The organism is Cellvibrio sp. ATLC23 (assembly GCF_057196725.1).
This window is the reverse complement of sequence record NZ_JBXUOS010000002.1, coordinates 41,681-62,846: the sequence shown is the minus strand read 5'-3', so window position 1 is coordinate 62,846 and position 21,166 is coordinate 41,681. Positions and strand designations below refer to the sequence as shown.

Genomic DNA, 21,166 nt, shown 5'->3' with positions numbered 1-21,166 from the left:
ATTTCATCTCCTTAGGTATTCTCCCTCATCCCGCCTGAGTATTTTTACTCTCACCACTTTTTTGCCGAACCCGCACACTGGGAACCAATGACGGTGCTTTGCCAAGGCAAATCACCAGACTGTGTCATCAAGGATATTTTCACCATAACGGCACCGAGTGCCCACCATGACGAACCCAGTAGCGGCCAGGATTATGAGTACACATCCCACCATCAGCCAGTTTGCCTTCCATAAAATCCGCGATTACGTGTATCGCACTGCTGGCATTGTTATTGGTGAGGAAAAAACGGCGATGGTCACCGGTCGGTTGTGGCGCCGGTTGGAGTTGTTGGGGCACAAAAATTACGAAACCTATTTCACTTATGTTTGCAGCCCTGCGGGTGCGCAAGAGCGCAGCACCATGCTTGATTTGCTCACCACTAACGAAACCTATTTTTTTCGCGAACCTGCGCATTTTGATTTTTTGCGCGATCACATTATTCCGCAGCAGCGGCATCACAAAATGCGTGTGTGGTGCGCTGCTTCCTCTACCGGTGAAGAGCCGCACAGCATTGCAATGGTGCTGGCTGATACCTTGGGCAAATGCGATTGGGATATTTTGGCCACCGATATTTCTGGCAAAGTATTGGATCATGCGCGCACCGGTGTGTATCGTGCTGAGCGCATCAATCACATTCCCGCTGACTATTTAAAAAATTATTGTCGCCGCGGGATTGGTGAATATGAAGGTATGTTGGCGGTAGTGCCGTCGCTGCGTTCTCGCATCACCTTTGAGCAGCACAATCTTTTACATCCGCGCACAAGCAATGAACAATTTGATGTAATTTTTTTACGCAATGTATTGATTTATTTTGATAATGAAACCAAACAAAAAGTGATCGAAAATATGTTGCGTTCACTGCGCCCAGGTGGTTGGTTGATTCTGGGGCACTGCGAAAGTTTGCAGGGTTTGAATTTTGGAATAAAAACTGTGAGCCCATCGATTTACCGAAAACCAGCAGCGGTAGTGCCAGAATTTCGGCGTATCGCGAGTTAAGGATGAGTCGGCGCAAGCGTTTAACCTTTAGTTTTGCCAGTCTTCCGGAGCCTGTGAGCGATATATGATTTCACTTAATACATCGATCAATGAAACACCGCTACTCAATTTGCACAGCGATATTCAGCAGCAGGGGGTGATGGTTGTAGATGATAGTAGTATGCACAGGTACAGCGCACACCTCTGCTTGCGCACCTTCGGGATCAATCAGGTGTACGAAGCGGCCAATGGTAAATTGGCCATAGAGCAGCTCGCGCAATTAACGCAAATGCCTGCCGTGATGTTGTTGGATTTGGAAATGCCGGTGATGGATGGCATTGAGGTATTGCAACAACTTGCACAATTGCAGCATAAACCCGCTGTGGTATTGGCCAGCAGTTCCGACGACGTCTTAATTAGTGCGGTGGCGACTATGGCCGAGGCGCTGGGCATTAGTTTACTGGGCGCATTTCGCAAGCCAGTTAACCCGATAGATTTGGCGGATGCGCTCAATAGTTACAATACCGGCGCCGGTCCGCTCACTCACTTTCATAGTCCGATAGATACGGATGCTGAGCAATTAAAAATCGCTTTGGATCGTGCCACTATTCAAGTTTATTACCAGCCCAAAATAGATCTTGAATCGATGAAAATCGCCGGTGTTGAAGCGCTCGCGCGATGGAAAAATCAGCAGGGCGATTGGATTCCACCGAACGTATTTATTCCTCTGGCAGAAGAGCATGGTCTAATTGGCGATTTAACCCTGTCGGTGCTTGAGCAAGTATTACAGGATATGAATGGCTGGTGGGAGCAGGGGCAATATGTTCCAGTGGCCATTAACCTCTCGGCCAAATCCCTGGCGGAATTTAACCTCGCCAATGAGATTATCCAGCGGGTGATCCGCCAGGGAATTCCCGCGCATTTTCTGACGTTTGAAATCACCGAGAGTGCCTTGGTGATGGATTTGCCATCTGCGCTCGCCACTATTAGCCGTTTGCGGTTAAAAGGCTTTGGCATTTCCATCGACGATTACGGCACCGGTTTTTCATCCATGCAACAGCTGTCGCGCTTTCCCTTTTCAGAGTTAAAAATCGATCGCTCATTTATTCTTGGCGCGCCAGCGCGGCAATATATTCGCAATATATTGAAATCTGCCATCGAAATGGGGCAGCGATTAGGCATTACTACGGTTGCAGAAGGTGTAGAGACCGAAGCCGAGCTACACTTGCTCAGAAGCCTGGGTTGTAATCAGGCGCAGGGCTTCCTGCTGGCGCGGCCCATGCATGGGCGCGAGCTGATGGGCTGGATCGAACAAGAGTTGCAACCTAAACAAACCATATGTCAAAAAAGTCTCGGGTAAACAAATACGTTCACTTTCTTTCGCTGGTTAATCCCACCCTATTGTCAGCAGCTCTCGCTATAGTGTTGCTGTTTTTTTTCACCAGTCTCGTGTTGCGCCATATCCATGCCAGTCAGGAGCAAATCGCGCGCGAACATCTGCAAACCTCGCTCAATTCATTTACAGAGCTAGTCCAACTCTGGCAACAACAAAACCTTGCTGCGATTCAAATGCTGGCCAATTCGGCACAGGGCAAAACCTTACTCAGGCAAGTGCTGCAGGAGCAGGGCGATAACCCGACGACCCATGAAGCGCTGCGCGAATGGTTGTACCCAGCTTTGATGGTGATGGGCTTTGATGGTTTCTCGGTGATCAATCAGGAGCGCATTTTGGTAGCAGCAAGTACCCAATCCTACCGCAAGCAACCAGCGCGCTTGCCAGAGACCTTGGAAGTATTGGATAAAGCCTTGGCGAAACGCCCCGCCATCTCCCGCCCGGTAATAGCTACCAATCCCCTGGATGGCCCGCGCGGCCTGCAACCAGCGGGCACGCTGATGCAAAATATGTGTGTGTTATTTGAATCAGCCGCGACTGAGCCAGGTTATTTTTGTTTGCGCTTTAATACTCAATCGAGTTTTTTCCCGATTTTTTTTAAAGGTCGCACCGGGCGCTCAGGAGAGATTTATGCCATTGATAGTCAGGGCCGATTTATTACTCCTGCCCGTTTTGCACCAGCGGATACCAGTCGCGCTGCGGTTGGCCCGCAACCGCAACTTACCCTTATTGGTACTGAAGTGCGCCGCCCGCGTAAGCCTGGGCAACAGGCAGCGTTCACCGAGATGGTGGACTTTTTAATTAATCAACAAACTGAGTCGATCAGCGTTGGCTATGCGGATTATCGCGGTGTTGCTGTTGTCGGTGCGGGCCGCTGGATTGATGAGATGGAGTTGGGGTTGATCGTCGAACAGGATGTGGATGAAGCGATGGAACCCTATATTGCTTCACGCAATATTATTATCGGTTTGAGTGCGGCGGCGATTCTGTTAATTGTATTACTGACTGTGACGGCGATTATTAATCGCCGCAATGCGTTGATGCGTGAAGGTCGCTTCCACTCGCTGCTGGATAATTTGCCCGCGCCCATTCATATGACCTCGCTTGATCATGTCTTAACGGTGGTCAATCCCGCTTTTTGCGAAATAGTGCAACTTGCGGAGTCTGATCTTTTAGGTCAATCGCTATATGAATTGCCCTTACCTGTGTGGCTTAAACCGCTATTGCAAGCTGAAGAGCGAGTGGGCGCCGAGTCATACCGGAAAGATTACATTACAGAGTTGCGCATGCCTGACGGCACGCCCTGTTATTTTCGCATTGCACGTTTTCCGGTGACCTATACCCAAGGGCAAGAGCCGCAGGCGTATGCGGGTATTTGGGTGGATGTCACCGAGCGGGTTGTCGCCAATCAGCGGCTGGAAGAGGTCAATCAAAATCTGGAAAAAATGGTCAATGAGCGCACCCATGAACTTATGTCTGCGAAAGATGCAGCGCTTGCTGCGTCGCAAAGCAAGGCGGAATTTCTCGCCAATATGAGCCATGAAATTCGCACGCCACTCAATGCCATTATCGGCCTCGCGCATATCGCGCTGGCTAATAAATCTGAACTTAAACAGCGCACCTATTTGGAAAAAATGCGCGATTCAGGTGAGCACCTACTACAAATCATTAACGATATTTTAAATTTTTCACGCATGGAAGCGGGCAAGCTTATCCTCGATCACAGTGAGTTCTCCATCGATCAATTGGTCGATAAAGCGGTGGATTTGGTGTGGGACAAGGCTTCGGAAAAAGGCCTGCAAGTGAATGTCGAAATTGACCCAAAAATTCCCAAACTGCTGTTGGGTGATGCGCTTAGGTTGGGCCAAATTCTGATTAACTTTTGCGCTAATGCGGTGAAATTTACTGATCAGGGCGGTATCAGTATTCGCGTTACCAAAGTGCGTGATTGGCAGGAGCGTGTCGAATTATTATTTGAAGTGGAAGATACTGGCATTGGTATCGACACTGAAAAAATGAAAAATTTATTTCAGCCATTCCAACAAGTAGATGCCTCCAGCGCGCGCCGTTTTGAAGGCACCGGCTTGGGTTTGTCGATTTGTAAAAACCTTGCTGATTTGATGCAGGCGCGCATCGATGTAAAAAGTACTGCAGGGGAGGGCAGTTGTTTTCGCTTGCGGGTGAAGTTGGAAAAACATCATTACACCTCTGCACCGGATGTATTGCAGATTGATCCCAACCCTAAAAAATTAGCGCTAAGCGATTGCCGCATTTTGGTGGTGGAAGATAATCTGCTGAATCAGGAAATTATCTTGTCGCTGCTGGAGTCTATGGATGCAGCGGCTATTTGTGTTGGCTCAGGCGCGGAAGCTATCGCCATCATTCAACAGCGGGCATTTGATTTGGTATTAATGGATATTCAGCTGCCCTGTATGGATGGTGTTGAAGCGACCGCGCGTATTCGCGCCTTGCCCGAGGGTAAGCACCTGCCGATTATAGCGGTGACCGCCAATGCCTTGCCGGGCGACAAAGAAACCTATTTGGCCGCAGGCATGGATGATTACTTATCCAAGCCGATTGAGCCTAGACAACTGCACCGCATTTTGGAACAGTGGGGGAGCATCTGCCGTGCGGCGGCTGATCCGACACCACAAGCCAGCGGCTTCGAATTGTTACATAACGGTGGAATCGATACCGCGCGTGCGCTGCATAATTTAATGAATAATGAAGCCTTGTATCGTCGCTTGCTGGAACGATTTGCGCGGGAGCGCGCCGAATTTTCAGTGCAATTACCGCTATTGCTAGCAAGCAATGTAGCGGAAGCGCTCAATCAGGTGCACTCGTTAAAATCCCTTGCCGGTAGTTTGGGGATGAATCAGTTGGAGATTTGTGCATTTAATCTGGAGCAAGAATTACACGCAGGTGGATGGCACCAGATATCGGTAGATAAACTAAGCAAGGAATTGGTTGCGATGGTGGAATTGGTTACACTGGGGTTAGGTCTACAATATAACGAATAAAGTAGGGGGCGCTATGCATACACTCATGGTATTGGTTGGCGGGTTTGTTTTGCTGTTTTTTTGTCAGCTGCTCGCTCGAGTATTTGCCGGGGCTGGGGTAAAACCTATGGCCAAAGCAGAGCTACTATTTATCCCACTCTGGTTTGTTATTACTGCAGTCAATATGTGGTTCGGTATTAACCGTGCGGGTTACACTTTCATCCAGGAATTGCCGGTTTTTCTGTTGGCTTTTAGTATTCCTGCGGCTGCAGCATTCCTCACTTGGTGGCGGCTTACTCATTTGAAAAAATGACAATCACGTGGTACCGATAATGTAAAAGCGCGATTGCCATTTTGCTTGGCTAAACTTATTGTGCCGGTTCATCACCCGGCAACATCACCATCCAACCCACGCCAAATTGATCTGTTACCTGACCATAAAGCGGCGACCAAAAGGTTTTGCTTAATGGCATATCAACCTTGCCGCCATTGCTCGCCAGTGCGGTAAAAATGCGCTGGGCTTCATCTGCGCTGGGTACATTTAATGCGATGCGGAAACCGCTGAATTGGTCTGCGTCATTACAGCCGTCCGACACCATCATTCGCACGTTGCCAAGGCTAATTTCTGCGTGCATCACTTTGTTTTCAAAGCCTGGCTGTAATATACCTTCGGGCATTGGCTCCGGCGATTCATTAAAGCGAATTAAAAATTTAATTTCGGCACTCAAGTGTTGTTGATAAAACGCCAGCGCCTCGTCGCAGCGACCTGAGAAGAATAAATAGTTATTTACCTCTACTTTTTGCATTGCAATCGTCTGGCGTAACGCGTTTTCTTTTTCTCGTATTACGCCATCGGGATCTGCTGCGGCAAAATCATCCATCTCATAGAAGCTGCGGATTTCGATATCGGAATCTTCGTCGTCCATCGGGTTGGGGCACTTCTTCACCCATTCGACGGCGTCTTCCATCGACTTTACATTCCAAATCCAATAACCGGCGATTAATTCATTAGTTTCGGTAAATGGGCCAGTGGTCACTACACGTTTATCGCCACTGAAGCGTACGCGCACACCTTGGCTGCTGGGTTTTAGTCCATCGCCGGATTCCATAATGCCGGCTTTCACCAGCTCCGCATTAAAATTCATCATCGCTATCATTAATGCTTCTGTCGGCATTTTCCCCGCTTCTGAACCTGGGGATGCTTTTACCATGACCATCACTTTCATATTGGATTTCCTTTTTAGGCTAGTGTTAAGGATCGGGATTGGTTGTTGCTATCCAGTAGTCGAATGAGCATTGGGGAAATCGACAACTGCATCTCCAGCCGTTTCATTAATAACTTGCTGCGCAAATCGTTCTGCTTGTGCTGCCGCCAAGTTTATTTCCAAGGTGACTTGGGTGGCGTAATCCACCTGTAAAATTTGCCCTTGATAGAGCGCAACAAGGTGGCGGATTTTCGTTTCCCGCGCAAAATCTACCGCCACTTGAATATGTACACTCGGTGTTACTGCCACCAATTGCGCCGCATTGACGGCTGCAGATACCGCGCCCGAATAAGCGCGCACCAAACCACCCGCGCCCAACTTCACTCCACCAAAATAGCGCACCACTACGGCGAGCGAATTGCCTACCTCCCGTTCAGTCAGCACGTGCAACATAGGTTTTCCCGCCGTGCCGGATGGCTCACCGTCATCGCTAAAGGCCTGGGTTTGTGGCTGCCGCGTATTGCCAATCACATAAGCCCAGCACACATGGTTGGCATCGGGATACTGTTTGCGGTAGGCATCAACATGTGTAATCGCTTCTTCGCGTGAAGTCACGGGATGAAGAAAGGTTAAAAAATCGCTGTTCTTTTCTTCAGTGGCAGATTCGATTGCGTCGGCGAGGATGGTGTAGGAGGACATGGTCTGGATACTGTCTCAGTGGGGGCGTTTGATCGCCTCTAATCCCAGAGGGGTTGGGAGGTTGGGCATTGTACCCCCTCACTTTATTCCCCAGCCTATATTTTTATCGCGCTGCCTATTGTCTCCTCTTTGTTGGTAATACCATTTAATTTGTTGGTCATTCCAATTTTCTATTGTTTATCCCTGCCATGGTTACTAAAGTACACACTTGTTGTTATTACCAATTTTACTATTTAAAAAATTTAGGAGAATTTTTCACATTTCTTACACTCAGAAAATCGTGCCATAAAACATCAATATGGTTGAAATACAAGTCAGGTTTTTTTGTTTAAAATAAGTTATTAATTAATAAAAAGTTATATTTTACAAGTAATTACAATGATTTTACGGCGAAATAAAAAATCCAAAAAGAATACTGATCTGGAAAAGCGGCACCCACTTTTTTGTGTTTTTCGACAAGCTCCTCTGTTTGGTAATACCAATTTATGAAAATAAGAATTACCAATGAGTCTAGTTTTTGTTGTGGGCGATGTTTAATATTGTTGACGAACACAACTGAAGTGGTCGAACACCTACTGATGGATTAAAGGCAACCCACAATAATTTCTAATAAATCACAGGTAACTATCTATGTTGAACTATAAACACGCAATTGCCGCACTCGGCATTTGCATTCTCCCTGCGTCTTTGTCTCATGCAGCTTCTGTATCGCTTAGTAATGATGGCTTTGAAAGCAGTTGGACTGGCTGGACTGTTAGTAGCAGTGGTGCGGCCATCTCTACTAGCGATGCTTACGCAGGTAGTAAATCGGCAAAATTGTCTTCCTCTTCAGGCACTTTTTCGCGTGTGGTTAGTGTATCGGCCAACACCAATTACAGCCTGAGCGCGTATATTTTGGGTAAGGGTAAGCTGAATGCCGTGGTTAATGGCACTACTTATACTGCCTCTCATAGCGGCAGCAGCTGGACTAAAAAAACGGTGACCTTTAACTCTGGTTCTGCCACTAGTATTACTATTTCCGGCACCTATAACAGTGGTGAAGGTCGTTTCGATGCGTTCACTCTGGATTCAACCAGCGTTGCCTCTTCTTCGGTGGCATCATCGGTAGCGACTTCTGTTGCCTCAAGTGCAGCCTCTTCCGCAGCGGCAGCGCAAACCTTTACCAACCCTGGCTTTGAAAGCAGCTGGACCGATTGGACCAGCAGTGGCAGCGCCGCCATTTCAACCAGCGATGTTTATGAAGGCGCAAAGTCGGCAAAAATCGATGGATCCAGCGGTATTTTCTCCCGCTCTTTAAGTGTTTCTGCTAACACCACTTACACCCTGAGCGCCTATTTGCTGGGCAAGGGCAAGCTGACTGCAACCCTTAACGGCACCACTTACACACAAGCTGGCGATACCAGCAGCTGGGCCAAGCAAAGCCTTACCTTCAGCACTGGTTCTGCAACTTCAGTGACCATTGCAGGCGCATACAATGGTGGCGAAGGTCGCTTTGACAGCTTTGCTTTAGTGGGTGGTGGAGTGGTTGCATCTAGTGCGGCATCTAGCACTGCTCCGGTTGCCAGCTCATCTAAATCATCTGTTGCCGTTAGCAGTAGCTCATCAAGCTTGGCTTCTTCCGTTGCGTCCAGTTCGGCGAATCCCAATGGTGTGCCGGCAGATCTTTCCGATGTGCAGTTCTTAAAAAATTGGAAAATCACTTTACCGATTAGCTTCACTAATGACTCCAATAAAGCCGGTGAGATCAAGCATCCCACACTGAAAACCTACAGTCATCCGGATTACTTCAAGCTTGGTGCCAATGGCACTAGCATAGTGTTTAAATCCATCGCCGGCGGCGCCCGAACCAGCACTGGCACCGCGTATGCGCGCTCCGAACTTCGTGAAATGCAAAGCGACGGCACTACCAATGCTGCGTGGAATTGTACTGGTACGAGTAATGGCATGAGCGTTCGCCAAAAGTTGTTAACCACCACCAAAACCGACGCGCCTAACGCAACTGTGGCACAGATTCACGATTCATCTAACGATAACTTGATGGTGAAATATTTTGGTCCGGCTACTGGTGCCAATGGCGTCTCGGATACCGGAGTAATGGAAGCCCGCTTCAATAACGATACAACTACCGTAGTATTGGATACTGCTTACAAGCTGGGTGATGAGCACACTATTGATGTAACCACTACGCCGTCAGGCATGCGTGTTGTTTACAAAAATCTCCGCACAGGTGCAACCAAAGACACCCGCAACCCTGCAACAGGTAAAGATATTGCAATGGTCGGAGTCGTAGGTTCTTGCTACTACAAAGCGGGCTTGTATATTCAAACCTGTTCGAAAATCGATTATTTAGGCAACACCAACTCTGTATGCGTTGCGAAAAACTTCGCCGAAGGTCGCTATGCCACAACTTGGGATAGCTCAACCTTGGAGATGTACTCGTTGATTCTGACTAATCCGCAGTAAGCGCAAACAACATCCACAGGAGGCGCCCTGCCTTCGGTAGATATTGATGAAGCAATAAAAACCCCCAACATAATCAATATGTTGGGGTTCGTTATGTGGTGGAGTCGGGGGGATTTGCTCCCGGATACACCTAACTCATTGATTTTTAAGCCTTCAGCACCCTTGTAGATTGCGTTGGTGTACCAAATTTGTGGATCATTTTGGGTGGTTTATATAAAAAATGAGGAGTTGAACCGGCGTCCATAAATAAGGTGCGGGAGGATTTGAAACTGGGTTCAAAATGGCTGTTGTTCTGATTCTTTTCTCTCGGGTGATTCATAAAAAGCGAACATGGTTTTTGTGGTTAGAATTGCGATCCTTTTATGCGGTAATAGATGCCACATTTTCTATTTGTGAAAAATCGATACTTTTTAAAAATGCTGTTTCGCTTTCCTTCGCGTGCGCTAATAAATACTGATGGGCGCATAACAAAAAGGACTGCATATGACGCTATTTTGCTACAGAAAGGACAGGTGCTGAAGTATCAAAAGGCATCTGTAAAAAGAGTTATCGTTGGCTGGAGGCCAATATCAACCCAAGCCATTGCCCAACGCTATAACGGCGGCGGCGACCCCAACTACGCTAAAAAACTAGCCTACGCCTTATCCCTAATACGCAAAGGAAAAGCAGCTGTATGCGCAAATTAGTAATTATATTTTGGCTTGGGATTTTGTTGTCATTAAGTTATTCGTCCTTAGCCAACAGTGAAATCAAAAGTGAATTTGAGCTTCGTGATGAGTGCTCATATGACCTAGTTGGCATTCGTGAATGTCTACAGAAAAAATTGAAGTCGAGCGAACTTAATCTAAAAAGTGCCGAAGGCAAAGTGAGTCAATCCTTGGAAAAATGGGATGAAGATCCTGACTATATTAGTGCTGCAAAAGCCAAGCTTAAAAGTGCGAATGAAGAGTTTATTAAGTACAGAGAGGCGCAGTGTCAATTTGCCTTGTCGCTTGGCGGTGGGGCAATTGGTAATGCGCTTGATGTAAGACGATTCGCTTGTATTACCGAGCTAAATAATCGGCGTGCGGAACAGTTACTTGGCTCAATTGTTGCTCTTCCTTTGCGATAAATATGGTATGGGTTGTAATGCTGCAATGCCTCCAAAAGTGGAGGCAGCTCTATCAGCGCATTTGGTCGGGCGTTGAAGGCAGCTAACATTAAATTACCTCAAGGGCAGGCTGCTCATGTATTGAGGCATTCATTTGCCAGTCATTTTGTGATGAATGGTGGGGATATTTTAACTTTACAAAAACTGCTCGGGCATTCTTCGATAAATATGACGATGAGATACGCTCACCTGTCAGATAACCACTTTTTAGAAGTGTTACACAAAAATGCACTAAGGCTGTGAAAAATATTTATGTTGTTAAAAGGGTGTGCATTCTTTTAACAACCATAATGATCGTTAGGATTACGTTTGTTGTGAGAAACACAATTAACGGGGTAAAAATATAGATGCCATAGTTGAAGCTGAATTGGCAATTTATTTTTGCAATATTAAAAGTACTTATTTTGTCAAAAAGTATCGTATGGATAAGGCAGGATAGAACAAGCACAATAGATACTATTACGGCATAAGATATGTTGTAGTACAGTTCGTCGAGTAAATCTTTTCTTACGCTAAATAAAATATCTTCAGAGCTCTTTTCTTTGAGTTTATTAGATTGGTCATATACAAGCACAAGAACGCTCAATAAAAGCGCGGTAAAAATTGATCCAAAATTAACAAGCAGTGATGCGATTTCTTTGCTTAGATTTGACTTGCATAGCAAAAATATGATCGCTGATAAAAGTGGCAATCCAAAAAATACGCAGAGATCAAGAATTGATTTTTTCCCCGTGGTTGCGTCTTTTAGCGTATTGATATGGCCGCTTATTATGCTCTTAATGTTTATTTTGTTGCTCATAGTTTTATGTCCAGTCCTGGATACATAGATAAAGCATAATCTTTAATAATAGACGTACACCATTTATGAAGCGATGTTAATTCTGGATTTCCGTCGATAAGAGTTACTTCTTTTTCATCGAGCTCGATCTCACACAGCGAACTATATTCTGGTAGGCCAATTCTAAATGTCCGAGTTCTTCCATTCATCTCCACGACAGTTTTTACTTGGCTGCCCATTGGGGCTAGTACTTCCACAGCCTTAGCTTGTGCACTGTCCTTGTTATAAAAATCTCGCAGTTTTCCAAGGCGTTGCTTTTTAGGGGGCTTAATAACAAGCTCTTTTTCATTGTGGCCAAGACCAGATAGTTGATCTGATTTGTCGGAAAAGCCGATAAATTTAGTGACCTTAATTTCAATCGCGTTTGCATCCTGCCAATTTGCCATTGCTTTATCATACGACAAGGGGTTCATTTGCAAATTCAATTTAGTGTAGTGGCTAAAATAATCTTTGAATAAGTTGTGAAATAGAGTTTTAACTCCATTCCCACTGAATGAATGCAAGATCGCCACACCCTCATTAAAATCTTTTGGAACAAAAAAATGGATGTAGTGGTTGACTATCAGTGCATGCTTTTGAGTTTTTTCAAAATCTACATTCCCTGTATTGATGTCGATAATGTCATTTTTAGTGGCATACGATCCAACCTGTAGCCATCCATAAACTTGTCTTTTAGCGGCGTCAAACGTCATTTGCTGGAAACGAAATACCTGCTTCGAGGCTTCCATTATTTTAAAGTGAGCCTGCTTATCGCTGATAAAGCTTTCTAAGAGTTTAAATAGATCATATTGCCCTACCTTACTCAGTACTACATATTTGTCATGGTTTTTGCCTGGAAGCAATGGGTTGAAACAGCGAAGGCAGTACGGAGATATTGAGTGCATGTCCTATTTTGATCCTTTAACCTGAATAGTCTTATTATTTTTCAGCTTGATAATACGCGATAAATATAGCTTATCGTAGTTTCAGGTGGCCACAAGTGAGTTAAAATCAAAGTGGATGTAAAAAAACCCTAACAGAATCAATCTGTTAGGGTTCTATATGTGGTGGAGCCGGGGGGATTTGAACCCCCGTCCGCCAGCACTCCATCCTCGGCTCTACATGTTTAGAACCGCCTATTGATTTAGCGCTTTACAGCCCAGCGGGCGGGACGTAAAACGCGATCCTGATAAGTTTTAGCTGATCCACCCCAGGCAGGCTTCACTGCGATCCAGTTCTATATGACGGGCGTTAACGCGGTACTGGCACCTTGTTAAAGACCGTTAGCGGCGAACCGCTAAATGGTGCTTTCAAAAGCTGCTTACGCAGCTAATTGGGCACCGTAGTTGTCATCATTGGCAACTGTAAGTTTGCAGCTTTGGATTTACGTGATTGGCTACCCTCACGACATGCACCTAAGACTTTGTTACCAGCGTCGAATCCAAATCGACCCCAATCGCCTGACCTGAAGGGTTGTTCTTGCGATCTTCCCACGTCAAGGGGCGAGTGGCGCATTCTACCCCTATTAGTCGCGATAGGGAACAATGGTTTGAATACTGCCATCCGCATTGTAGTTAAGTGGGGACATTTTCACCGAACGCAAGTGGGTGATGCCTTTTGACAGCACCGAATCGTGATAGAACAAATACCACTGACCCTGAAATTCGGCGATAGAGTGGTGCGTGGTCCAGCCGATCACTGGCTCCAAAATGCGACCCTGATAGGTAAAGGGGCCGTAGGGGTTATCGCCGGTGGCGTAACACAAAAAGTGGGTGTTACCGGTGGAGTAAGAGAAATAATATTTGCCGTTGTATTTGTGCATCCACGAAGCTTCAAAGAAGCGGCGGTCGTGATCGCCGGCCAAGATTGGCTGACCGTTTTCATCGAGGATTTTAATTTCGCGCGGTGTTTCGGCGAACTGCAACATGTCATCGCTCATGCGCGCAACGATTGGGCCGAGTGCTGGCTCGTTATCTGCGGGTTCGCCGCGAGTTGCGTCGTATTGATTGTTGCGATAATTCTGCAACTGGCCGCCCCAGATACCACCGAAGTACATGTAGTACTCGCCATCTGTATCTTCAAATACCGCCGGATCGATGGTGTAGCTGCCTTTGATCGCTTCGGGTTCGGCTTTGAATGGGCCTACGGGTGAATCGCCCACTGCGACACCAATTTGGAAAATATCATCCGCGCGCTTTGCGGGGAAATATAAATAATATTTGCCATTCTTATGCGCTGCATCCGGTGCCCACATTTGGCGTTTGGCCCAGGGCACATCTTTTACATGCAGAGCCACGCCGTTATCAACAGCGGGGCTATCGGGCGAGTCGAGGGAGATTACGTGGTAATCCTCCATGCCGAAATGATCGCCGTTGTCGTTAAACGGAATGCCCGCTTCAATATCGTGCGATGGATAAATGTAAATCTTGCCGTCAAACACATGCGCCGAGGGGTCGGCGGTGTAGATGTGTTCAACCAGTGGTTGGGAAATCGCGCGCGCTTTTAAATCCGCGATTACTTCCGGTGCTAGGGTTTCTTCAGCAGCCATAACAATATCTCACTTTCAATTTTAAAAATTACCCATTCAATTGGCTTTCTCAGACAAATTTATTTGCCTGCCGCTTTGCGGCGCTCGCTCAAATCAGTTTCGATTTGAGATTCCATTTTTTTGTTAATGGGATAAAAGAACATTAACGCACAGATAACAAAAAACGGAATTGAAGCGTATAAGCTGACAATGAGCCTAATGCCTTCGACTGTTTCATCAGCCTGGAGCGCCACACCACGCTGATAACCGTAACTGGCGAGTAGGCCTACGAGCACACTCGCACCAATGGTTAAGCCGCCCTTTAACCCCAAAATCATGGCCGAAAAAATAATGGCTGTGGCGCGACGGAAATTTTTCCACTCAGAGAAATCAGCGACGTCGGCAATCATTGCCCATAGCAATGGAATAGTGATGCCATAGGTAAAACCGTGCAGAATTTGTGAGGTGAACATGAGGCCTATAGAGTCTTTTGGGATGGCGAAAAATATTAAAATAAAGAGTGTGGAAACAAACAGGCCTAAGCCAAAGGTATTCCGTTTACCGAAACGGTCGGCCAGAGGTTTGGACAAACCAATCCCCACAATCATCATCAATATCCCGGCGCCATTGAATAATCCAAAGGCGGAGGCATCTGGCTCTGTTGGCCATTTGAAATTTGGCCAGACGCTTTGAATATTTGCAATCAATTGAGCAAAGCCAATAGTGTCGAAGAATTGCGTCAGGGCTTGGGTGTCAGCGTAGTATTTGAAGTAGTAGACATAGGCGCCGCCTTTAAGAGCAAGCGTGAGAAACAAGAGTACGACAGAAAGCAACATTACTACCCAGGGCCAATTTTTCAGCAAGTCTGCAAGATCCTGCTTGATAGGGGTATCGGACTTTTCCGGTTGCATTCTTTCTTTGGTGGTCAGGAAAGTAATCACGAAGCAGATGACACTGGCGACAGCAAAAATTTGCATCACTTTTTCAAAACCGACAGCTTCATCACCATCGCCCATGACTAATACCAGTGGGCGCAACAAGGCTTGAATAATAAGTTGTGCAACCATCACTGCCACAAAACGATAACTGGAGAGACTGTTACGTTCAGCCATATTGCCGGTCAGTACACCACTCAATGCAGAGTAGGGCAGGTTGTTGGCGGTATAAAGAGACATCAGCAGCAACAGTGTGGTGAAGGCGTAAATAACCTTGCCGGCTTCACCGAGATCGGGCGTGCTGAAGGTAAGGAAAATCAATACTGCAAAGGGTACCGATGTGAACAGTATCCAAGGGCGGTAGCTACCCCAGCGGGTCCGGGTGCGGTCAGCCAGAATGCCGATAATGGGGGCTAAAAACACGCCGCCGAGCAAACCACAGGTGCCGATTACCCATTGGGCTTTATCGGGAGCCAGACCGTAAACATCGGTGTAGTAATAGGCAATAAAGGTAACAAAGGTCTGAAATACCAGATTGGCGGCGAGGTCGCCAAGGCTGTAACCGACTTTCTCTACAACAGACAGTTTTTGTGAGGGTGCTTGAGTCATTTTTGGTTTATCTTCTTATGTGATGAAGCTTTTACAGTAGCATGTCAGGCGTTAGCTGCCCAACTTGACTGCTTAATGTGGCTAGTAAAAGGCCAGACTTTAATTTGGCCAAATGTTGACACCGGTTAAGGTTTGGCGCGCAAAACCGCCGGTATACTTGTCGGCACTAGAATCGCTCAATAGGGGGTTATAGTCAAGAAGTATATAACGCTGGATGGTGTACACTTAATAGGCGCCGGATTCACAGTGGGCAGTCTGGTCGCCAGAGAAAACGAGATGAGCAAGAAACCAACGTCAGTAAAACTTAGCGATAGATAACCAGTACCAGCAATTTCAAACGGAGTGAAAACATATGCAAGCGCAAATCGTTAAATCGTCTTATGCGAGCTTTCAATACGGGGCCATCAGGTCTGATGGCAAGCTGTTTGTAACAGAGAACGAAGTGTCTTTTGAACCCTTTGGCAAAGAATTCAGTTTGGGACCTTATAACTTGAGTCGACAGTCCATTGCAAAAGTTGAACAGTGTAAGGGTATGGCTGGTGGCATTATTCCGATAACCTCCGATGCCATTCGCATTACGATGTTAAATAATGACACCTATGAATTTATTCTAGCTAACCCCGAGCAATGGATTGACTGCCTGAGTCACTAACCTTTCTGCCACTTATCGACTCTTACACTTTTTTACCTGCCCCTCAGTAATCCTGAGGGCTTCCCTTCAAATATTCAATTGGATCTCCTGCGAGGCTAAGCTCATAGTAACCAACATCAACCCTGACTAATCCAGTCAGGGCTTTTAGTTGTGCCTTTGTGTGGAGAGTAAGTGAATGATTGCTAAGAAATATGCGCCGTTGGTGTTCTCGTTTTTTATGGCCTTGTTGATGTCCGGCATTATGTCGTTGGTCATCAGTTTGTTTAATCTCGGTTTGGTAGATGGCCTTGTGCTGCGCTGGCTACAGGCTTGGTTATTCGCATTCTCGGTGGCGTTGCCCGCGATTATTTTGGTTACGCCTTTGGTACGCAGGTTGGCCGCCGCGGTAGTGCGTGATTAGGAGAGGGCTATGCATATGCTGAATGAATTGTTATTAGCGAGCTTGGTGGTTGGTGTTGGTGCAACGTTGGTAATGGATATCTGGGCGCTATTGCTACAGCGAGTATTTGCTATTCCATCGTTAAGTTATTGTCTGGTTGGGCGCTGGCTGGGGCATATGCCAAACGGCATTTTTTATCACACTAAAATTACGGCCACCGCGCCTCGTGCTGGTGAATGTGCGCTCGGCTGGAGTATTCATTATCTGATAGGCGTTATATACGCGGGTTTATTGCTGTTGCCATCAGGTGGAGCTTGGTTGGAGTGGTTGGGTGATAATAGGTTGCAGGCATTTGCTGCCGCAATGGCGCTGGGTTTGGCGACCCTAATCTTTCCTTTTTTTGTGATGCAGCCTGCGCTGGGATTTGGCGTTGCTGCTGCGAAAAATCCCAACCCAATGCGTGCGCGCTTAAAAACGCTGATGACACATAGTGTATTTGGTGTGGGGCTTTATTGTGCTGGCTGTCTTTATCTGCAGCTGCTGACTCAAATGGCATAACTATTAGTGGATGTGCATGGGATGGAAATTTATCAGCTCAAAACATTTGTCACTATTGCGCGTGAGGGCAGTATTACTCGCGCGGCAGATATCTTGTGTTTGAGCCAGCCCGCAGTGAGTGCACATATAAAAGCGCTGGAAGACGAGGTCGGTTTTTTATTGTTTGAGCGCAATGCACGGGGGATGAGCCTTACCCAGCAGGGCGCAACACTTTTGTTAACCGCTGAGCGATTGCTGCACCTGCACCGCGAATTATTGGCGCAGGCGCGCCAATTACGTGAAGGGGCGGGTGGGCAACTTCGTTTAGGTTCTAATCGCGCACCTAGTGCATTAATACTGGGGCGATTATTGTCGCGGTTTGCTGAGCAGTATCCCGATGTAGAAGTGCATTTGCATTACGGCAGCTCCATCGAAATAGAGCAGGCGATTAGTCGCGCGGAATTAGATGCGGGATTTTTTGCGGATTCTGGCAGCACATCGCCTGAATTATTTAAATTGCCGGTAGACAGCTTTGGTGTTTATTTGGCTGCACCGCCGGCATGGGTTGCCAATCCCAAATCGTTTGATTGGTCAGTGTTGGCAGCCATGCCCTGGATTTGTCCAGCACCGAATAGTTGTTGCGGTAATGTGGCTGAACAATTATTTCAGCGGCACAAATTTCGCCCGCAAAAACAAATTAATGTGGATCATGAAAAGGTGACGCGCAGTTTAATTGCGGGTGGCGTAGGGTTGGGGTTTCTGCACGCTGATACCGCTCTTGAAGCGCAAGAGAAAGGCGAGGTGGTGTTGCTGGGCGATGTTCAGCAACAAGTGCCGCTATATTTTGCCGTATTGGCACAGCGACAGCAGGAACCCCTGATTGCCGCTGTGTTAACTACCTTGCGAGAAAATGTAATCCAATAACAGCCGGAAAAATTAAACACTTAAATAGCGCTGCACCAAGTCATCATTTAAGTTAGTAATTGGTCCAGTTGCGACTACGCTGCCTTTTTCCATAATAAAAAAATCATCGGCGACGCGGCGGGCGAAGGGGAGTTTTTGTTCGACGAGCAACACGGTTAAACCTAATTCGCGGTTGAGTTTGCGGATGACTTCGCCAATGTCGCGCACCACGTTGGGTTGGATACCTTCGGTGGGTTCGTCGAGGATTAATAATTTGGGGTCGAGCACCAATGCGCGGCCAATCGCCAACTGTTGTTGCTGGCCGCCGGATAAATCGCCGCCGCGGCGATGTTTCATTTCTTTTAACACCGGAAACAATTCGTAAATCAAACCGGGGATAAAACGCGATTTATCTTTGCGTGCGCCGAGTGAAATTTTTAAATTTTCTTCCACCGTGAGCAGCGGAAAAATTTCCCGACCTTGCGGTACAAAACCGATTCCGCCGCGCGCACGGTTTTCGGTAGAGAGTTTGTTGATGTCATAACCATTGAGGCTGATAACGCCGTCGCGCACTGGCAGCAAACCGGTGATGCATTTGAGCAGGGTGGTTTTGCCTACGCCGTTGCGGCCAATCAAACAACCGCAGGTGCCCTCTTTTAGATTGAGCGATAAATCCCACAGAATATGGCTTTGACCGTAATATTGATTGATATTTTTTATGTCGAGCATGATGTATTTATCCCGATGTTATTCGCTGGCTGTTATTCACCAAGGTAGACTTCAATCACTTTTGGATCATTTTGTACCTGATCCATAGTGCCTTCGGTTAATACCGAGCCTTGATGCAATACCGTGACCTTGCGTGCGATAGAGCGCACGAATTTCATATCGTGTTCCACCACAATCACCGAGTGATCACCGGCGAGTGACACTAACAGCTCAGCGGTTTTTTCGGTTTCTTCACCGGTCATCCCAGCAACCGGCTCATCGACTAACAATACACGCGGGTTTTGCATCAGCAACATGCCAATTTCCAGCCATTGTTTTTGGCCGTGAGACAGCGCACCAGCATCTTTATGGCGCAGTTCGGCCAAGCCTATTTGCAGCAGCACTTCATCGATACGGTATTTCTGTGCGCTGTTAAGTTGTTGTGTGAGTGTCCACCACACACGTTTATCGGCGGCGGTGGCCAACTCCAGATTTTCGTACACACTCAATGCTTCAAAGATGGTGGGCTTTTGAAATTTTCTGCCGATACCACCGCGAGCGATTTGATGTTCAGATAATTCCAGCAAATTAATTTGTTGGCCAAAATAAACACTGCCTTCATCCGGTTTGGTTTTACCGGTGATCACATCCATCATGGTAGTTTTGCCAGCGCCGTTGGGGCCGATAATGCAGCGCAATTCACCTTCATTGATGTAGAGGTTTAAATTATTGAGCGCGCGGAAACCATCAAAACTCACACTGATGCCTTCCACGTACAAGATGGTGCCTTTGGTGGTATCCAGCGGCGCGCCAAAATTAGGATCGGGTTGCCCGAGTGTGCGGCGTGCTTGCGAAAAAATATTCATTACACCGTCTCCTTGGTTGCAGCGGTTTCGGTTTTGCTTTCAACCGCGGTAACGGTATTTTCAGCAGGTGTTCTTTTATTGCGTTTAAACAGGCCGACTAAACCATTGGGCAATATCAGGGTGACAATCACAAACAGTGCACCCAAGGCAAATAACCAAGTCTCGGGTGAATATGAGGTGAAAATGGTTTTGCCGTAGTTAACAGTAAAGGCACCGACAATTGCCCCAAACAATGTGCCGCGTCCGCCGGTTGCGACCCACACCACTAATTCAATCGAGTTGAGTGGTGAAAATTCACCGGGGTTAATAATGCCCACTTGCGGCACATAGAGTGCGCCAGCGATACCGGCAAGCACCGCCGAAAAAACAAATAACCAAAGTTTGTAGGATTCCACTTTATATCCGCAAAAACGTGTACGGGTTTCGGCATCGCGAATCGATACAATAATTTTCCCCATACGCGAGGTCACAATGTAACGGCAGGCGATGTAGGCGATAATTAGCATAAATCCTGAGGCTAAAAATAAGGATATGCGTGTACCATCGGCGGCGATGGGGAAACCCAAAATATCTTTAAAATCGGTCAAACCATTGTTGCCACCAAAACCCATTTCATTGCGAAAAAATGCCAACAGCAGGGCGTAAGTCAGCGCCTGGGTGATAATTGAAAAGTACACGCCAGTTACGCGCGAGCGGAATGCGAGCCAGCCAAACACAAATGCAAGCAAACCGGGTATTACAATTACCATCAACATGGCAAACCAGAACATATCAAAACCCTGCCAATACCAAGGTAATTCACTCCAGTTTAAAAACACCATAAAATCAGGCAGCAATGGGTCGCCATATTGACCGCGCGGGCCGATTTGACGCATTAAATACATACCCATCGCATAGCCGCCCAGCGCAAAAAAGGCGCCGTGACCGAGTGATAGAATTCCGCAGTAACCCCAGATTAAATCCACTGCCAGCGCGAGCAGCGCGTAACATAAAAATTTTCCGAGCAGGGTCACCATGAAGGTGGATATGTGCAGTGATGAACTCTCTGGGATTAAGAGGTTGCACACCGGCACCAGCACCATGGCGATTAATACCAGCCCCAGTACAATCATGCCGCCGCGATCACTGAGTAATAAACGTTGAGTTAACATTAAATAAGTCTCTCAATTATTGGTTGCGTAGGTTGGGGTGAGGAACGAACCCCAACATGACCATCTATCCGTATAAACCAAAATCAATAATAGGCGTTGTGTTTTTCTCGATTCTGGCAGTGTGCGTTTTGCAAATGTGAATGTTGGGGTTCGCAAGC

The 21,166-nt window shown here is 46.9% G+C and carries 21 protein-coding genes and 1 other RNA gene; 12 read left to right on the top strand and 10 right to left on the bottom strand.

Going from position 1 to position 21,166, the window contains the following annotated elements:
* The first annotated feature begins 193 nt into the window (after positions 1 to 193).
* The 4 genes from AC2CG4_RS03295 (at position 194) to AC2CG4_RS03280 (ending at position 5,720) form a co-directional block, all read left to right on the top strand.
* Positions 194 to 1,036 carry a CheR family methyltransferase gene (locus AC2CG4_RS03295; RefSeq protein ID WP_484484907.1) on the top strand — a complete coding sequence of 281 codons (843 nt, stop codon included), beginning with the start codon at positions 194 to 196 and terminating at the stop codon, positions 1,034 to 1,036.
* Positions 1,037 to 1,100: 64 nt separating this feature from the next.
* Positions 1,101 to 2,375, top strand: coding sequence for an EAL domain-containing response regulator (locus AC2CG4_RS03290; RefSeq protein WP_484484906.1), 1,275 nt, complete (start codon positions 1,101 to 1,103; stop codon positions 2,373 to 2,375).
* Positions 2,354 to 5,428: an ATP-binding protein gene (locus AC2CG4_RS03285; protein ID WP_484484905.1), complete on the top strand. Its 3,075-nt coding sequence runs from the start codon at positions 2,354 to 2,356 to the stop codon at positions 5,426 to 5,428. Before AC2CG4_RS03290 ends, AC2CG4_RS03285 begins: the two co-directional genes overlap by 22 nt.
* A gap of 13 nt (positions 5,429 to 5,441) precedes the next feature.
* Positions 5,442 to 5,720: a hypothetical protein gene (locus AC2CG4_RS03280; protein WP_484484904.1), complete on the top strand. Its 279-nt coding sequence runs from the start codon at positions 5,442 to 5,444 to the stop codon at positions 5,718 to 5,720.
* Positions 5,721 to 5,775: 55 nt separating this feature from the next.
* Here AC2CG4_RS03280 and AC2CG4_RS03275 read toward each other — a convergent pair whose 3' ends face one another.
* A complete protein-coding gene (locus tag AC2CG4_RS03275; protein WP_484484903.1) occupies positions 5,776 to 6,633 on the bottom strand; it encodes a YciI family protein in 858 nt (285 codons plus the stop codon).
* Positions 6,634 to 6,681: 48 nt separating this feature from the next.
* Positions 6,682 to 7,311, bottom strand: coding sequence for a YigZ family protein (locus AC2CG4_RS03270; protein WP_484484902.1), 630 nt, complete (start codon positions 7,309 to 7,311; stop codon positions 6,682 to 6,684).
* Between the two features lie 630 nt (positions 7,312 to 7,941).
* On the opposite strand from AC2CG4_RS03270, the gene AC2CG4_RS03265 reads away from it, so the two are divergent.
* The 4 genes from AC2CG4_RS03265 to AC2CG4_RS03250 all read left to right on the top strand — a co-directional run bounded on the left by AC2CG4_RS03265 (position 7,942) and on the right by AC2CG4_RS03250 (position 11,167).
* On the top strand, positions 7,942 to 9,774 hold the full coding sequence (locus tag AC2CG4_RS03265; RefSeq protein WP_484484901.1) for a polysaccharide lyase family 7 protein: 1,833 nt from the start codon (positions 7,942 to 7,944) through the stop codon (positions 9,772 to 9,774).
* Between the two features lie 374 nt (positions 9,775 to 10,148).
* A complete protein-coding gene (locus AC2CG4_RS03260; RefSeq protein WP_484484900.1) occupies positions 10,149 to 10,460 on the top strand; it encodes a hypothetical protein in 312 nt (103 codons plus the stop codon).
* Complete coding sequence (locus AC2CG4_RS03255; protein WP_484484899.1) at positions 10,448 to 10,885, top strand: lysozyme inhibitor LprI family protein; 438 nt, start codon at positions 10,448 to 10,450, stop codon at positions 10,883 to 10,885. Before AC2CG4_RS03260 ends, AC2CG4_RS03255 begins: the two co-directional genes overlap by 13 nt.
* Positions 10,886 to 10,936: 51 nt before the next feature.
* Complete coding sequence (locus AC2CG4_RS03250; RefSeq protein WP_484485304.1) at positions 10,937 to 11,167, top strand: tyrosine-type recombinase/integrase; 231 nt, start codon at positions 10,937 to 10,939, stop codon at positions 11,165 to 11,167.
* A gap of 7 nt (positions 11,168 to 11,174) precedes the next feature.
* Here the strand turns inward: AC2CG4_RS03250 and AC2CG4_RS03245 are convergent, their stop codons facing one another.
* From AC2CG4_RS03245 to AC2CG4_RS03225, 5 genes are all read right to left on the bottom strand, one after another.
* Positions 11,175 to 11,723: a hypothetical protein gene (locus tag AC2CG4_RS03245; protein ID WP_484484898.1), complete on the bottom strand. Its 549-nt coding sequence runs from the start codon at positions 11,721 to 11,723 to the stop codon at positions 11,175 to 11,177.
* Complete coding sequence (locus AC2CG4_RS03240) at positions 11,720 to 12,646, bottom strand: hypothetical protein (protein WP_484484897.1); 927 nt, start codon at positions 12,644 to 12,646, stop codon at positions 11,720 to 11,722. Before AC2CG4_RS03240 ends, AC2CG4_RS03245 begins: the two co-directional genes overlap by 4 nt.
* Positions 12,647 to 12,806: 160 nt before the next feature.
* Positions 12,807 to 13,195: a transfer-messenger RNA gene (ssrA, locus tag AC2CG4_RS03235) on the bottom strand.
* A gap of 71 nt (positions 13,196 to 13,266) precedes the next feature.
* Positions 13,267 to 14,289 (bottom strand): glycoside hydrolase family 43 protein, encoded by a 1,023-nt coding sequence (locus tag AC2CG4_RS03230; protein ID WP_484484896.1) that lies wholly within the window; start codon positions 14,287 to 14,289, stop codon positions 13,267 to 13,269.
* Between the two features lie 59 nt (positions 14,290 to 14,348).
* Entirely contained in the window at positions 14,349 to 15,812 is a 1,464-nt protein-coding gene (locus AC2CG4_RS03225) for an MFS transporter (RefSeq protein WP_484484895.1), read from the bottom strand.
* A gap of 352 nt (positions 15,813 to 16,164) precedes the next feature.
* Between AC2CG4_RS03225 and AC2CG4_RS03220 the strand changes: the two genes are divergently transcribed.
* The 4 genes from AC2CG4_RS03220 (at position 16,165) to AC2CG4_RS03205 (ending at position 18,304) form a co-directional block, all read left to right on the top strand.
* Positions 16,165 to 16,464 carry a hypothetical protein gene (locus tag AC2CG4_RS03220; RefSeq protein ID WP_484484894.1) on the top strand — a complete coding sequence of 100 codons (300 nt, stop codon included), beginning with the start codon at positions 16,165 to 16,167 and terminating at the stop codon, positions 16,462 to 16,464.
* A gap of 175 nt (positions 16,465 to 16,639) precedes the next feature.
* Positions 16,640 to 16,864, top strand: a complete 225-nt coding sequence (locus AC2CG4_RS03215) for a DUF2798 domain-containing protein (RefSeq protein WP_484484893.1) — start codon at positions 16,640 to 16,642, stop codon at positions 16,862 to 16,864.
* A 9-nt stretch (positions 16,865 to 16,873) separates the two neighbouring features.
* Positions 16,874 to 17,401, top strand: a complete 528-nt coding sequence (locus AC2CG4_RS03210) for a DUF2938 domain-containing protein (RefSeq protein WP_484484892.1) — start codon at positions 16,874 to 16,876, stop codon at positions 17,399 to 17,401.
* A 21-nt stretch (positions 17,402 to 17,422) separates the two neighbouring features.
* Positions 17,423 to 18,304: a LysR family transcriptional regulator gene (locus AC2CG4_RS03205; RefSeq protein ID WP_484484891.1), complete on the top strand. Its 882-nt coding sequence runs from the start codon at positions 17,423 to 17,425 to the stop codon at positions 18,302 to 18,304.
* Between the two features lie 12 nt (positions 18,305 to 18,316).
* On the opposite strand, the gene urtE is transcribed toward AC2CG4_RS03205, so the two are convergent.
* Genes urtE through urtC form a run of 3 tightly spaced genes read right to left on the bottom strand, consistent with a single transcriptional unit; the run spans position 18,317 to position 21,008 of the window.
* Complete coding sequence (urtE, locus tag AC2CG4_RS03200) at positions 18,317 to 19,012, bottom strand: urea ABC transporter ATP-binding subunit UrtE (RefSeq protein WP_484484890.1); 696 nt, start codon at positions 19,010 to 19,012, stop codon at positions 18,317 to 18,319.
* A 32-nt stretch (positions 19,013 to 19,044) separates the two neighbouring features.
* Positions 19,045 to 19,857, bottom strand: a complete 813-nt coding sequence (urtD, locus tag AC2CG4_RS03195) for an urea ABC transporter ATP-binding protein UrtD (protein ID WP_062063370.1) — start codon at positions 19,855 to 19,857, stop codon at positions 19,045 to 19,047.
* The gene (urtC, locus tag AC2CG4_RS03190; RefSeq protein WP_484484889.1) at positions 19,857 to 21,008 is read right to left on the bottom strand and encodes an urea ABC transporter permease subunit UrtC; all 1,152 of its coding nucleotides are present in this window, start codon (positions 21,006 to 21,008) and stop codon (positions 19,857 to 19,859) included. The genes urtD and urtC overlap by 1 nt, the downstream gene beginning before the upstream one ends.
* Positions 21,009 to 21,166: the final 158 nt, after the last annotated feature.

Coding starts and splice junctions, on each gene's coding strand:
- AC2CG4_RS03220 (WP_484484894.1), top strand. CDS start 16,165: ATGCAAGCGCAAATCGTTAAATCGTCTTATGCGAGCTTTCAATACGGG.
- AC2CG4_RS03285 (WP_484484905.1), top strand. CDS start 2,354: ATGTCAAAAAAGTCTCGGGTAAACAAATACGTTCACTTTCTTTCGCTG.
- urtE (WP_484484890.1), bottom strand. CDS start 19,012: ATGCTCGACATAAAAAATATCAATCAATATTACGGTCAAAGCCATATT.
- AC2CG4_RS03245 (WP_484484898.1), bottom strand. CDS start 11,723: ATGAGCAACAAAATAAACATTAAGAGCATAATAAGCGGCCATATCAAT.
- AC2CG4_RS03255 (WP_484484899.1), top strand. CDS start 10,448: ATGCGCAAATTAGTAATTATATTTTGGCTTGGGATTTTGTTGTCATTA.
- AC2CG4_RS03275 (WP_484484903.1), bottom strand. CDS start 6,633: ATGAAAGTGATGGTCATGGTAAAAGCATCCCCAGGTTCAGAAGCGGGG.
- AC2CG4_RS03280 (WP_484484904.1), top strand. CDS start 5,442: ATGCATACACTCATGGTATTGGTTGGCGGGTTTGTTTTGCTGTTTTTT.
- AC2CG4_RS03230 (WP_484484896.1), bottom strand. CDS start 14,289: ATGGCTGCTGAAGAAACCCTAGCACCGGAAGTAATCGCGGATTTAAAA.
- AC2CG4_RS03240 (WP_484484897.1), bottom strand. CDS start 12,646: ATGCACTCAATATCTCCGTACTGCCTTCGCTGTTTCAACCCATTGCTT.
- AC2CG4_RS03215 (WP_484484893.1), top strand. CDS start 16,640: ATGATTGCTAAGAAATATGCGCCGTTGGTGTTCTCGTTTTTTATGGCC.
- AC2CG4_RS03205 (WP_484484891.1), top strand. CDS start 17,423: ATGGAAATTTATCAGCTCAAAACATTTGTCACTATTGCGCGTGAGGGC.
- AC2CG4_RS03290 (WP_484484906.1), top strand. CDS start 1,101: ATGATTTCACTTAATACATCGATCAATGAAACACCGCTACTCAATTTG.
- AC2CG4_RS03270 (WP_484484902.1), bottom strand. CDS start 7,311: ATGTCCTCCTACACCATCCTCGCCGACGCAATCGAATCTGCCACTGAA.
- AC2CG4_RS03260 (WP_484484900.1), top strand. CDS start 10,149: ATGCCACATTTTCTATTTGTGAAAAATCGATACTTTTTAAAAATGCTG.
- AC2CG4_RS03295 (WP_484484907.1), top strand. CDS start 194: ATGAGTACACATCCCACCATCAGCCAGTTTGCCTTCCATAAAATCCGC.
- AC2CG4_RS03265 (WP_484484901.1), top strand. CDS start 7,942: ATGTTGAACTATAAACACGCAATTGCCGCACTCGGCATTTGCATTCTC.
- AC2CG4_RS03210 (WP_484484892.1), top strand. CDS start 16,874: ATGCATATGCTGAATGAATTGTTATTAGCGAGCTTGGTGGTTGGTGTT.
- AC2CG4_RS03225 (WP_484484895.1), bottom strand. CDS start 15,812: ATGACTCAAGCACCCTCACAAAAACTGTCTGTTGTAGAGAAAGTCGGT.
- urtD (WP_062063370.1), bottom strand. CDS start 19,857: ATGAATATTTTTTCGCAAGCACGCCGCACACTCGGGCAACCCGATCCT.
- urtC (WP_484484889.1), bottom strand. CDS start 21,008: ATGTTAACTCAACGTTTATTACTCAGTGATCGCGGCGGCATGATTGTA.